The following is a 13,186-nucleotide window of genomic DNA, read 5'->3' as shown; positions in this document are numbered from 1 at the left end:
AAACACGGAAAGAAATCCGGTTTTTATGTGCAGCATTTGTTATCTATTGGTTTTTCGCAAGCAAAACTTTATAAGACCGGTCAATGAGAAAGGCACCAAGTGGGGCAGTGACCAGAATTGATAAAACCGCCACAGTTAAAACAATATCTCCACAGGAAAGTCCCATGGCCAGAGGGAGTCCGCCTATTGCAGCCTGTACAGTTGCTTTTGGCATATATGCGAATGCAGTAAAAATCCGCTCTTTTTTGTTTAACGGTGTTTTTATCAGGCAGAGAAATACACCGGCCATACGAAATACAATCACACAAAAGATCAGAATTACGGCCATTAATCCAGCTTTAAGCGCATATTGTATATTTACGGTCGCTCCAACCAGAACAAATAGAAGAACCTCAGCAGCAACCCAGAGCTTAGAGAACTTCAGGGAAAGACGCCTGGATAACTCGTATTTTTTCTGCCTGAGTACAGCACCCAGTGCCATAACTGCAAGAAGACCAGAGAATCCGATGTTTCCCTTCAAATGATGCTCCGACGCCACAAGAAGGAAAGAGATGGATAGAATCAGTAAGACCTTTACGCTGTCTCTTAAGTGAATACGGGTAAAGAATGAAGACAGAATTATACCGGCAGCGGCACCGCTTATAAGACCAAATACAATCGAGGTGGGAATGGTAAGGAAATCGGACGGAGTGATGGCCTTCCCACCAGCAAGTCCGGTAAAGGCGGTGAATAATACGATTACGTAAACATCATCAACGGAAGCGCCTGCCATAATAATCTGTGGAATGCTTTTTGTGGTTCCGTAACCTGTCTCTATCAGCTTTAGCATTCTAGGGACAACAACTGCGGGTGAAACTGCAGCCACTACGGTACCCATGATAGCTGCTTCAAGCCTCGTGATACCGAGAAACATAGGGGCTAAAATGATCATTGCCGCAATCTCGCAGCTTGCAGGTATAAAACACATTAAAACGGCAGGGCGGCCCACTTTTTTCAAATCTTTCATATCCAGATTTAAACCTGCTCTGGTCAGTATAATAATCAGTGCAACCTGGCGAAGCTCCGTAGATATGCCTAAGAGAGAGGAATCCAGAAGCCGGAGGGCATAAGGACCCAGTATCATTCCAGTCAAAATCATTCCCAGAAGACTTGGAAGTTTTAACTTTTCAAAGAGAGAACCAAGAGTCATTCCTATAAGAAATACAAGTGCAAGTGATAATAACATACATTTTCTCCTTCTGTACAGTCGAATAAAAAAGCTGATGCGTCTGCGAGTTTTCATCACAGAAGTCATCAGCTTATTAAGCGGTTTAAGGTTTTACCTTAGGGAGAACTTCATTCCCTGCTTTCGTATTATATTACAATATGATTAATTTTACAATTAATTTTTGACTTTTTTACTGGCTGCGTAATGGGCAGGATACCATTTCTGGAACCATTTGGTAAAGCAGCCCAGCAGGAAAGGAAGTGCCGTGTTTATGACACTTAAAGATGCTATATGATCTGAAATAAGAAATAAATAAGTCCACAAAGGAGTAACCAGATACAGGATCCCCCAGCAAGCCGTTAAAATCCGGTTGGTTTTTATGAAAAGAGGATTCTTTAAAGCAGATTTTCCTCCATATTCATTCATGGAATAGTATGCGGTCAGGGGAATTTCTAAAAATACAGTTACAAACCACATGAGCCCGAATAAGAGATAGGATACGGGCACTAAAGCCACGGGAGAAAAACCTGATATGGCCAGTACTCCAAGAAATGCCGTCGTAAATCCTGAAAATACTTCAAATACAGTGGGCTGATACCGGAAAAAGAAGATAGGTATGGCTGTGCTGATCAAAATAGAAAGAATTCCCCCCAGGACTGGTTGTGTAATACCGATAAACCAAAGAGGAAACCATGGCAGCAGCATAAGAGTCATGTTGCTTTTCTTTTCTGGAACAACCTGTTGTACCTCGGTTTTTGATGAAGAACCCAGATAATCATCCCAGTGAAGCATCAGCTGAAAATCGCCATCAACCTGATAGAGATGTTTCATTAATGCAGCCTGGCCGTCAATCTCGCCTTTTGCAATGCTCATCCATACAGAAAGAGGAGTTGATATTCTGGTGGTAAAAGGCTGAAAGTCCTGGGTTAAAACCTTACAGCCGTCTTTTCCCATGATCAACTGGGCTGTTTTATCTTCATCGGTATAATGCATTTCCAAAACAAGGTCTTTTCCGTTCCAGGAATCCTTTCGGTAGAGTGCGGCCATCTGTCTGGTAAACGTAATGGCTGGATGGGATTTTTCCTGTACTCTGTTCTGATCCGGTGGATCGATTCCCCAGCTGGCATCTGCCATACGTTCAAATACATCTCTTGGAAAAAGAAACTGAGAAAGCAGATTTCGGGTTTCTTTGGTGATACTGCCTTCTGCAAACTCTCTGCCTGCGGCACGTACATACTCTAAATACTCCTCTGTACGATTTTTTAATTCAGGTACACTAAAAAGCTCTCCCTGGCCGCAGTATATAGATTCATAACTACTTTTACCCAGGTGATGAGAAAACTGCGCGTCAATGGCATCGTAATTGCCTTCTGCTGTATAAAAACCGCAGGTTGAGATTAATACATAACGCTTATCTGACATATCATACCGGGAGGGGTGGGCGCCGCTGTGATTGCCATTTTTCATGAAAGGTAAGACCATAGGCAGCTGCCTGTCCAGCAACGCCTTTAACTGGGAAGGAAGTCCAAAGTAATAAAGAGGAAAGCTGTATATTAAAACATCAGCAGATAGAATTTTTTCTATAACGACTGTCATGTCATCCGAAATGCAGCATTTTCCAGGGGTCTTCTTCCAACATTGAAAGCAGCCGATACATGGTTTGATATCCAGCTTTGAAACTGTCAGGGTTTCAGTCTGTATCGTTGATGTTTCCTTCATTCCCTGAAGGAATGCTTCTGTCAGTTTCAGGGAATTGCTTTTAGCACCTTTGGGACTTCCATTGATAATCAGGACATTCATTCCAGTTCCTCCAGTTTTTTTATGGACCGTTTGGCCCAGTCTATACACATTTTAATATAGCAGTAACCAAAATCTGCAGAAAGTTCCCAGTATAGTTTTTGTTCCGGTTCTACAAGATTACCATACTGTCCGATGCTGCCAGGAATTTGCTGCATTTCACTTTGATATTGACTGCAGTCGTTAATAAAATCAGACAGCATATCAATGCATTCTTTTGGGGGTCTGCAGCCGGAAAAGAAAATTTTCATTAAAAAAGCATTTTTGCTGCCCTTGGATAATTCGTCATTCTCCTGGGACAGCCAGTGTAAAAATTCATCTTTTCCTTTTGGTGTTATGGAATATAATTTCTTGCTGGGCTTTTCTGTCTGGATTATGATTTCGCAGGAGACAAACTCCTTCTTTTCCAGTTTATTAAGCTCCAAGTAGATCTGGCTGGTCTGTGCATACCAGAAAAACCGGACAGATGAACCAAATGCCTTGGCCAGATCGTATCCGGTCATGCTTTGATAAGATAAAAAACCTAATATGCTGTGGCTTAGGGACATAATGTATCTCCTTTTATATTATAATTTTATAATATGATAATATTAGAATATAGTCAAGATATAAGCTGTTAATATTTTTTATTTTTTTCCAAAAATTTTAAAAACTTGTCTTGACAATTGGAGTAAAATCTTGTAAAATTACTGATGTTGCAGGAGAATAAGCCCAGATAGCTCAGTTGGTAGAGCAGAGGACTGAAAATCCTCGTGTCGCTGGTTCGATTCCGGCTTTGGGCACTGTGCTTTTGAAGCACATTTGAAATATATTTCTGAAATCCTTGCGGGTGTAGTTCAATGGTAGAACACTAGCCTTCCAAGCTAGATACGTGGGTTCGATTCCCATCACCCGCTTCTTACAAAAAACAGGAAACTTCAATTTGAGGTTTCCTGTTTTTGCGTTATTGAAAGCAGACCATGATCAAATCAGTTTAGATTAGTTAAAAATATATCGTAACCTACCATCTATTTTCTAACTCCTGTCAATTCAGAACCTTATAATCGTTAAGAACATATCGAAGTATTCATTTTTCTACCTTTTAATTGAATTTAATAGAAAAAATTTAATCAAAGCAGATAGCGGTATTTGATTGATTCAGATATAAAAGACAGATAATATATTTAAAAGTTTTAACAAGCAAGTTAATATGTATTGTTAAATAATAATCGTTAAAAGATAAATAAATATCAATAAAATGTGAAAAAAATAATTAAATTGACAGTTATAAAATTAAGCCTATAATGATTATACATGAGTATGGGCAACAACAGGCCAAATAAAGATATAAGAATGAAAGCGAGGAAAAGCATATGAAGGATGTTACACTTCAGGATACATATCAATTATTTATAGGTGGAGAGTGGAAGTCTGCTTCCGACGGAAAAACATTTACCGTTACCTGTCCAGCAGACGGCAGAGTACTGGCGCAGTGTGCAGAAGCGACAAGGGAAGATGTAGATGATGCGGTAAAGGCTGCCTGGAAGGCTTTTGAAACATGGAAGAATGTTCCGGTTAACCAGAGAGCAGCTATCTTAAATAAAATTGCGGATATTATTGATGCGAACAAAGAGCATCTGGCTATGGTTGAAACATTAGACAATGGAAAACCAATCAGAGAGACTTTGAATGTGGATATACCCCTGGCTGCCCAGCACTTCCGCTATTTTGCCGGCTGTATTATGGCAGAGGAGGGAAGCGCCAGCATATTGGGAGATAATATGCTAAGTCTTATTTTAAAAGAGCCCATTGGCGTGGTCGGTCAGATTGTTCCCTGGAACTTCCCGTTTTTAATGGCAGCCTGGAAGCTGGCACCTGTTCTTGCAAGCGGCTGCTGTACTGTATTTAAGACCTCCAGCACAACTCCTTTAAGTGTATTTGAGCTGGCAAGACTGATTCAGGATGTGATTCCGGCAGGTGTCTTTAACGTGATCTCAGGCGGCGGCTCCAGATCAGGACAGTATATGCTGGAGCATCCTGGTTTCAGAAAACTGGCTTTCACAGGATCTACCGATGTGGGAAGAAATGTAGCCCTGGCTGCGGCTGAAAAGCTGATTCCTGCAACCCTGGAGCTGGGCGGTAAGTCAGCCAATATATTCTTTAATGACTGTGACTGGGAGATGGCAATGGATGGTGTGCAGCTTGGGATCTTATTTAATCAGGGTCAGGTATGCTGCGCAGGTTCCAGAGTTTTTGTACAGGAGGATATTTACGACCGTTTTGTAAAGGAAGCTGTGGAGCGGTTTAACAAAGTGAAAGTAGGACTTCCATGGGAAGAAGACACCCAGATGGGCAGCCAGATCAATAAAGGGCATTTACAAAAAATATTAGGGTACGTTGAGATTGGTAAAGAAGAAGGTGCCAAGGTACTGTGCGGTGGTGAGGCATTTACAGAAGATGGTCTTGAGAACGGTGCATTTCTCCGTCCCACTCTTCTTGGAGATGTGACCAATGATATGAGAGTGGCTAAAGAAGAAATCTTCGGACCGGTTGCATGCATTATCAAATTTAAAACGGAAGATGAAGTAATTGCCATGGCCAATGACAGTGAATTCGGACTGGGCGGAGCTGTATGGACCAGAGATATCAACCGTGCAATACGCGTGGCAAGAGCTGTGGAAACAGGACGTATGTGGGTGAATACCTACAATGCAATCCCGGAGGGAGCTCCATTCGGCGGATATAAGACTTCCGGTGTCGGACGTGAAACTCATAAAGTAATGCTGGAGCATTATACCCAGACAAAGAATATTATGATTAATTTAAGTGAAGCGCCTTCTGGCTTTTATCCCGTTAAATAATAATTTTCAATAAACCAGTTATGCCGTGTACAGTTTTTTATTGCTGTACACGGCATTTTTTTGTGCCTGTATATCAGGAATGAAACAAAAAAATGGAAAAGGAATCGGGAGATTTTTGACTTAATAAAACAAAGTGTGCCAAAATGATACATTTGAATTGGTAACTCTATCTAAAACCAATAAAATAACCAAAATAAATGTGTAAAATAACCAATAAAAACGCTGAAAATGATAAAAATTAGTTAATGTGCACAAAAATCCATTGCATTGCAGGTATGCAAATGATATACTGAATTCATAAAAGAACTACATAAATCTACAAAAAACGACAACAAAATAAGCATAAAATTGAATGATGAAGCAATTGGCAGCAACACAGCAGATCGGAGGAACATGCAGAAATCGACAGAAAACCAGCTGATACATATCCTGGAGACAGAGCTGGTAAAAGCATTGGGGTGTACAGAGCCTATCGCAATTGCATATGCAAGTGCAACGGCAAAGAAATATCTGGGAGCAATTCCTGAAAAAATAACAGTCTCCTGCAGTGGGAACATGATTAAGAATGCGAAAGCAGTGGTGGTACCCATGACCGGTGGCATGAAGGGAATTGAAGCAGCGGCAGTAGTGGGGGCAGCAGGTGGAGCTCCGGATAAGGGACTAGAAGTATTGACATCAGTCAGGGAGGCGGATTTACAGATTGCAAACCGGCTGCTTCAGAAAAAAATATGCCGGGTTGAATTGTTAGATACCACGGAGAAGCTTCACTTAATTGTAATTATGACACAGGGCTCAAATGAGGTTAAGGTGGAACTGAAAAAAACACATCTGGGGATAACTGGAATTGAGAAAAACAAGCAGGTTCTTTTTGAAGAAAAGGAAGGCGGGGAAGAAGAACAGGTAGATTACAGCTGTCTGAATATGGATTCCATATTTGAATTTACAGAACAGGTAGACTTAATAAAAGTGAGGAGGCTGATTGCTGAACAAATTGAATGTAATACCAACATTGCTCAGGCGGGGCTGTCAAGCAGCTATGGAGCAGAGATTGGAAAAACACTTTTATCCGTTTATGGGGATGATGTAAAAATCAGGGCAAAAGCAGTGGCTGCGGCCGGTTCGGATGCCCGAATGAACGGCTGCGAGCTTCCGGTAGTCATTAATTCCGGCAGCGGTAATCAGGGTATGACAGTATCCCTTCCGGTGATTGAGTATGCAAAAACACTGAGAAGCAAAGAAGACGAACTGTACCGGGCGCTGGTGCTCAGCAATCTGATTGCTATTTATCAGAAATACCGTATGGGCAGACTGTCTGCTTATTGCGGAGCGGTAAGTGCGGCAGCGGGTGCAGGTGCCGGAATTACTTACTTAATGGGAGGTCAGAGGGAACAGATTGAAAACACCATTATCAATACTCTGGCCAACACATCTGGAATTGTATGTGATGGTGCAAGCGCTTCCTGTGCAGCAAAGATTGCTTCCAGTGTAGATGCAGCAATTATGGGCAGCTATTTATCTATGAATGGTCACGTTTTTCTGCCGGGAGACGGGATTGTAAAGGAAGATATCCAAAAGACAGTGGATGGGGTAATAACACTGGCAAGGGAAGGGATGAAGGAGACAGACGAGGTCATTTTAAACATTATGGTTCAGAGTTAAGACAATAACTCAGATAAGGAAAGGAAGGTAGTTTCAGTTATGAAAAAGGGGTTTATCAGGTATTCATTGGCAATGATGGCACTTGCGGGGTTACTTTCAGGCTGTGCACAGGGGAATGGACAGAGTTCAGAAGGAGCAAATAATACTTCCGGGGCTAAAACGGAAGGGACCAGCCAGGCAGGCGGAGAAGGAACGGTCAAGATTGCAGTAGCCGGTCCGATGACTGGAGATAATTCAGAATATGGAATTGGCTTTACCAATGCAGCCAAATTAATGGCGGATCAGTGGAACGCTCAGGGAGGGGTTTTGGGCAAACAGATTGAAATCGTACCTTATGATGATAAGAATACATCAGAGGAAGCAACCACCATCGCGCAGAAAATTGTATCTGATGGAGATATCAGCGGCGTAATCGGCCATTTCTCATCCGGAGTATGTATGACTGCAGCGCCTATTTACCAGGAAAATAAGATTATTGAGATTTCACCGTCTGCTTCTCACCCGGATTATTCTAAGATCGGTAATTATATTTTCAGAAATAATACAGTCATATCAAAAGAAGGTGCGGCTTCTGTGGATATTGCTGTTCATGATTTGAAAAAGAAAAATATCGGTATTATATCCATTATGACTGACTGGGGAACCAATACATCCGGAATTATCAAAGATCTGATTACCGGATTAAATGATCCCAATGTAAAAGTGGTAGCCCATGAGGAAGTAATGGAAGGATCTGATGATTATACACCGGCAATTACAAAGCTGAATGAAGCAGGGGCGGATGTGGTAATCTGCTGTGGAATGTATAATCTGGTAGCGCCGGTTGCCAAACAGTATAAAAATATTAATCCGGATATTTCCATTGTTGGATTTTCCAACGCTTACAGCCAGCAGCTGATTCAGCTGGGAGGGCAAGCAGTGGAAGGTGTATGTTTTCCGGTTATTTTCTTCTCAGAATCGGATGATACAGATGTAAAGGCTTATGTTGATGAGTATAAAAAAGTCTATGGAAATTCACCCTCTGCCCTGACCTCGCAGGCCTATGATTCTGTGGGAATTCTTCTCACTGCCATGAAGGAAGCAGGTACCACGGATTCGGAAAAAGTGAGAGACAAGTTAAATGAGATCACCTACAAAGGAGTAACCGGAAACATTAAGTTCGATGAACAGGGTGATGTTGATAAGCAGTTTAACAAAGTTACAATTAAAGATGGGAAATTTGTCAAGATGAACTAGATTAAGCGGCGGGAATGGCCAGGCGCTGTTCCCGCAGAAAGGTGAAGCCATGATTGCACAACAGATATTTAACGGACTGGCTTTGGGAATGGGATATGCCCTGATTGCGGTAGGATATTCCCTGGTGTTTGGTATACTCCGGCTGGTCAATTTTTCTCACGGTTCCGTCTATGCTTTCGGGGCTCAGATGGCAATGGTTTTCATTGGTCTCCGGTTTGGCGTAATTCCTGGCTTAATCGCCAGTATGGTTCTTACGGGCGTCCTTGGAGTAGCAATTGATAAGCTTGCTCTGGAGCCTTTAAGAAAAAAGAAATCTATACCCATTGCATCTTTAATTACAACCATTGGAATCTCCAATATTGTAACAAATCTTCTGATTGTAGCATTTGGAAGTGAAAAACGGGCGTTCCCGCCCCTGTTTGATTTCGGAACTCTCCAGATTGGGAAAATTGTAGTTTCCTCCACACAGATTGGCATGTTTGTGGTATCCCTGATTCTCATGCTGCTTCTGGTTGGAATTGTATTTTATACAAAAATAGGGCTGGCAATGAGAGCAGCGGAACAGAATCCCAAAGCAGCAAACTTAATGGGAATTAACGTTAACTTTGTTATCTCATTTACTTTTTTCTTAAGCGGAATATCCGCATCCATCGCAGGTTCTCTGGTAGGCAGCTATTATCAGATTGTTTACCCGAATATGGGATTTATGGCAGGCTTAAAAGCATTTGCTGCGGCTGTGCTTGGCGGTATTGGAAGTCTGCCCGGTGCAATTATCGGCGGGCTGATAGTGGGCGTGTCTGAGTCTATGGCAGCCACTGTTTTAGGATCCACCTATCGGGATTCCATGGCATTTATCATATTAATTATTGTTCTGATCGTCAGACCCAATGGGTTGTTCGGAAAGAAAGGGATCACGAAGGTATAAAGTATGACAAATACAAGAATGGAAAAACACAGCTTTTTATATCAGTTTGAAAGCTTTATAAGCAAGAATCAAAAGCTGTTTCTTATTTTGCTGGCCGCATTTCTCTGTCTGCTGCCAAAAGGCGTAAACAACCAGTATTTTCTGACAGTTATTGTAAAGATGGCAGTCTATGCCATGTTCGGTCTTGGACTTAATATACTTACCGGCTATACCGGTCTGGTATCCCTGGGACATGCAGGGTTTGTTGCAATTGGAGCCTATACGGCTTCACTTTGTGCAGTCAAACTTGGCTTAAGCTTCTTTCCTTCCATGCTCCTTGGTATGGTAGCGGCAGGACTTGTGGGAATTATACTGGGACTTCCGACTCTCCGGCTTACTGGAACCTATCTTTCCATTGTTACATTGGGGTTTGGTGAAATTATAAAAATGATTGCGATGAACTGGTCTCCTGTAACCAACGGAACACTGGGTGTGAAAAATATTCCAAAGCCTGCTGTTTTCGGCATGAAGCTTACCATTGCAAATCACGGTCTGTACTATCTGGTTATAATCATTCTGGTGGTCTGCACTGTCTTCTGCCTGGTTCTTGTTAAATCAAAAACAGGTAGGGCGCTGCAGGCAATAAAGGGAGACGAGCTTGCCAGTGTAATGATGGGAATTAATGTTACCTACTATAAAATCCTGGCATTTGTACTGTCAGCCTGCATTTGCGCCGCTGCTGGTGCTCTGTATGCCACTCTCATCGGATATGTAGATCCTAATACCTTTAACTTTGACGTATCCACGCTGATTCTTTCCATTGTGATTCTGGGCGGAATGGGAACAATACGGGGAATGTTTCTGGGAGCAGCCATTTTAATTGCTCTTCCGGAGGCGTCCAGGTTTTTAATGGTTTATCGTTTTGTTTTATACGGCGTGATTCTGGTGGTAATGATGCGATTCAGACCTCAGGGAATTCTTGGCTGGAAATCCCAGCTTCCATATAAATTATCCAGGCAGGTCATAGAACGGCTTAAAATGGCGGAGACAGAGGAGGCGGGAGACAATGGCTGACAATGCATATTTATCCGTGAAAGGAATTACCAAAAGATTCGGCGGTATTGTTGCGGTGGAGCAGGTAAGCTTTGAGATAAATAAAGGGGAAGTAGTTTCGATTATCGGCCCCAACGGTGCAGGAAAAACCACAGTTTTTAATATGCTGACGGGTGTGTACCAGGTTGACGAAGGAACCATTGTATTTAACGGAGAAGAGATACAGAATAAAAAACCCAAACATATTGTTATGGCAGGGATGTCCCGGACCTTCCAGAATATCCGGCTGTTTCAGGATATGAGGGTAATCGAAAACGTACTGATCGGGGCACATATAAAGACTTCTTACAGTTTTCTTGATTCCACCTTCCGTACGGCGAGATACCGCAAGGAAGAGGATGAAAAGGTGTTGCAGGCCATTGAACTTCTTAAATTTGTGGGACTGGAACACAGAAAAGATGACTATGCCTCCAATCTGCCTTATGGAGACCAGAGAAAGCTGGAAATTGCCAGGGCAATTGCTACTGGTGCAGGGCTGCTTCTGTTAGATGAACCTGCAGCGGGAATGAATCCAAAAGAATCAGAGGAGCTGATGCTTTTTATCCGGTCCTTAAAGCAGAAGGGATATACCGTACTCCTCATCGAACATGATATGAGTGTGGTTATGAACATCTCAGACCGGATTTATGTTATTGATCACGGCAAACCAATTGCCCAGGGGCTTCCTGTGGAAATTGCAAACAATGAACGAGTCATTGAGGCTTATTTGGGAGGGGTGCATAAGGATGCTGAAGATAACTGATTTAAATACTCATTACGGTCCCATACATGCTCTCAAAGGCGTGGATATGGAGATTGGCAAAGGGGAAGTCGTCTCTTTAATCGGCAGCAACGGAGCCGGGAAGTCCACCCTGTTGAATACCATTGTAGGAATTGCAAGATCATCCGGAGGCAGGGTTGAATTTATGGGCAAGGAGATTACCAACAGCCCGCCTCATACAATGACTAAGCTGGGAATCAGTATTTCGCCGGAAGGCAGAGAGGTATTTCCTGCCCTTACAGTTGAGGAAAATCTTCGCCTTGGCGCTTATACGGTAAACGATAAGAAAAAGATTGCTGACGGCTACGAGCGGGTATATCAGATATTTCCCAGGCTGAAGGAACGAATCAGACAGTCGGCAGGTACTCTGTCCGGAGGGGAGCAGCAGATGCTTGCAATTGGAAGGGCATTAATGTGCGGACCTGAGCTATTGCTGTTAGATGAGCCGTCGCTTGGCCTGGCACCAAACTTTGTGCTGCTGATTTTTGATCTGATAAAAGAGATTAACAGGCAGGGAGTAACGATTCTTCTCATTGAACAGAACGCCAACATGGCTTTAAGTGCTTCGAACAGAGCATATGTACTGGAAAATGGGAAAGTCACCATGTCAGGTGATGCCAAAGAAATTGCAAATGATCCCAGAATTAAAAAAGCATATTTAGGCTTAGGTTAAAGGAGGTACCATGAAAAAGATTATCAACAAACCCATGGATGTAGTAGGGGAAGCGCTTCGCGGAATGGAACTTGCCCATCCGGAACTTTTGTATACTCCGGGATATGAAGTCATATCCCGGAAGGTGAAAGCAGATAAAGTGGCGGTTATCTCCGGAGGCGGGGCAGGACATGAACCGGCTCACGCAGGTTATGTGGGAAAAGGCATGCTCGATGCGGCTGTATCGGGAAACGTATTTTCCTCCCCCAGTCCTGACCGGATTGGTGATGCCATAAACCGGATGAATTCCGGAAAAGGAGTTCTTTTAATTATTAAGAATTATTCCGGAGACATTATGAACTTTGGACTTGCCTCTGATCTTGCAGAGGCAGAGGATATTCAGGTGGAAAGCGTAGTTGTTAAGGATGATGTGGCTGTTCCTGACAGTACCTATTCCACAGGAAGAAGGGGCATCGCAGGCACCGTATTTGTCCATAAGATTGCGGGGGCAAAGGCTGAGCTTGGCGGTAATTTAAAAGAGGTGAAAGCAGCAGCCGAAAAGGCTGTTGCCAATATCAGAAGCATGGGAATGGCCATGAGCCCCTGCGTTCTTCCGGCAGTTGGAAAACCCGGATTCGTTCTGGAAGACGACGAGATTGAGATTGGAATGGGAATCCATGGAGAGCCGGGAGTAGAAAGAACCCAGGTTAAAACAGCAAAAGAGACTGCCAAAATTCTGCTTGAGAAGATTCTTGGGGACTATGATTATACCGGAAGTGAAGTGGCAGTGCTGGTAAATGGCCTTGGCGGTACTCCTCTGATGGAACTCTATATCCTGAATATGGAAGTTCAGAAGCTGTTGGAAGAAAAGAATATCAGGGCTTATAAAACACTTGTGGGAAATTATATGACCGCACTGGATATGACTGGCTGTTCTTTAACCCTTATGAAGCTGGATGACGAGTTAAAGGAGCTTCTTGACGCTCCCTGTAATACTCCGGCTTTAAAAATCAGATAA

General features: G+C 42.8%; 11 protein-coding genes, 2 tRNA genes and 1 riboswitch. Of the genes, 10 read left to right on the top strand and 3 right to left on the bottom strand.

Annotated elements, in window-relative coordinates:
• Window positions 1–43 precede the first annotated feature (43 nt).
• The 3 genes from ACOAOT_RS20210 to ACOAOT_RS20200 all read right to left on the bottom strand — a co-directional run bounded on the left by ACOAOT_RS20210 (window position 44) and on the right by ACOAOT_RS20200 (window position 3,552).
• Entirely contained in the window at window positions 44–1,225 is a 1,182-nt protein-coding gene (locus ACOAOT_RS20210) for a cation:proton antiporter (protein ID WP_420218615.1), read from the bottom strand.
• 52 nt (window positions 1,226–1,277) lie between these two features.
• Window positions 1,278–1,352, bottom strand: a riboswitch (Fluoride riboswitch).
• 29 nt (window positions 1,353–1,381) lie between these two features.
• The gene (locus ACOAOT_RS20205; RefSeq protein ID WP_420218614.1) at window positions 1,382–3,007 is read right to left on the bottom strand and encodes an NAD(P)H-dependent oxidoreductase; all 1,626 of its coding nucleotides are present in this window, start codon (window positions 3,005–3,007) and stop codon (window positions 1,382–1,384) included.
• Window positions 3,004–3,552: a PadR family transcriptional regulator gene (locus ACOAOT_RS20200; protein WP_420218613.1), complete on the bottom strand. Its 549-nt coding sequence runs from the start codon at window positions 3,550–3,552 to the stop codon at window positions 3,004–3,006. Before ACOAOT_RS20200 ends, ACOAOT_RS20205 begins: the two co-directional genes overlap by 4 nt.
• Window positions 3,553–3,713: 161 nt before the next feature.
• On the opposite strand from ACOAOT_RS20200, the gene ACOAOT_RS20195 reads away from it, so the two are divergent.
• The 10 genes from ACOAOT_RS20195 (at window position 3,714) to dhaK (ending at window position 13,186) form a co-directional block, all read left to right on the top strand.
• Window positions 3,714–3,786: transfer RNA gene (locus ACOAOT_RS20195), tRNA-Phe, on the top strand.
• Window positions 3,787–3,829: 43 nt separating this feature from the next.
• Window positions 3,830–3,900: transfer RNA gene (locus ACOAOT_RS20190), tRNA-Gly, on the top strand.
• Between the two features lie 456 nt (window positions 3,901–4,356).
• Window positions 4,357–5,844: an aldehyde dehydrogenase family protein gene (locus ACOAOT_RS20185; RefSeq protein ID WP_420218612.1), complete on the top strand. Its 1,488-nt coding sequence runs from the start codon at window positions 4,357–4,359 to the stop codon at window positions 5,842–5,844.
• A 393-nt stretch (window positions 5,845–6,237) separates the two neighbouring features.
• The gene (locus ACOAOT_RS20180; RefSeq protein ID WP_420218611.1) at window positions 6,238–7,503 is read left to right on the top strand and encodes an L-cysteine desulfidase family protein; all 1,266 of its coding nucleotides are present in this window, start codon (window positions 6,238–6,240) and stop codon (window positions 7,501–7,503) included.
• 39 nt (window positions 7,504–7,542) lie between these two features.
• The gene (locus tag ACOAOT_RS20175) at window positions 7,543–8,739 is read left to right on the top strand and encodes an ABC transporter substrate-binding protein (protein WP_420218610.1); all 1,197 of its coding nucleotides are present in this window, start codon (window positions 7,543–7,545) and stop codon (window positions 8,737–8,739) included.
• 49 nt (window positions 8,740–8,788) lie between these two features.
• Entirely contained in the window at window positions 8,789–9,664 is an 876-nt protein-coding gene (locus ACOAOT_RS20170) for a branched-chain amino acid ABC transporter permease (protein WP_170821485.1), read from the top strand.
• 3 nt (window positions 9,665–9,667) lie between these two features.
• Window positions 9,668–10,717: a branched-chain amino acid ABC transporter permease gene (locus ACOAOT_RS20165; RefSeq protein WP_420218609.1), complete on the top strand. Its 1,050-nt coding sequence runs from the start codon at window positions 9,668–9,670 to the stop codon at window positions 10,715–10,717.
• Complete coding sequence (locus ACOAOT_RS20160) at window positions 10,710–11,498, top strand: ABC transporter ATP-binding protein (RefSeq protein ID WP_420218608.1); 789 nt, start codon at window positions 10,710–10,712, stop codon at window positions 11,496–11,498. The genes ACOAOT_RS20165 and ACOAOT_RS20160 overlap by 8 nt, the downstream gene beginning before the upstream one ends.
• Window positions 11,482–12,189 carry an ABC transporter ATP-binding protein gene (locus tag ACOAOT_RS20155; protein ID WP_420218607.1) on the top strand — a complete coding sequence of 236 codons (708 nt, stop codon included), beginning with the start codon at window positions 11,482–11,484 and terminating at the stop codon, window positions 12,187–12,189. The genes ACOAOT_RS20160 and ACOAOT_RS20155 overlap by 17 nt, the downstream gene beginning before the upstream one ends.
• A 10-nt stretch (window positions 12,190–12,199) precedes the next feature.
• Complete coding sequence (gene dhaK / locus ACOAOT_RS20150; RefSeq protein WP_420218606.1) at window positions 12,200–13,186, top strand: dihydroxyacetone kinase subunit DhaK; 987 nt, start codon at window positions 12,200–12,202, stop codon at window positions 13,184–13,186.

This window comes from Lacrimispora struthionigena (genome assembly GCF_048627165.1).
GTDB lineage: Bacteria > Bacillota > Clostridia > Lachnospirales > Lachnospiraceae > Lacrimispora.
The sequence above is the reverse complement of the archived record's forward strand: the minus strand, read 5'-3'. Positions and strand labels throughout refer to the sequence as shown.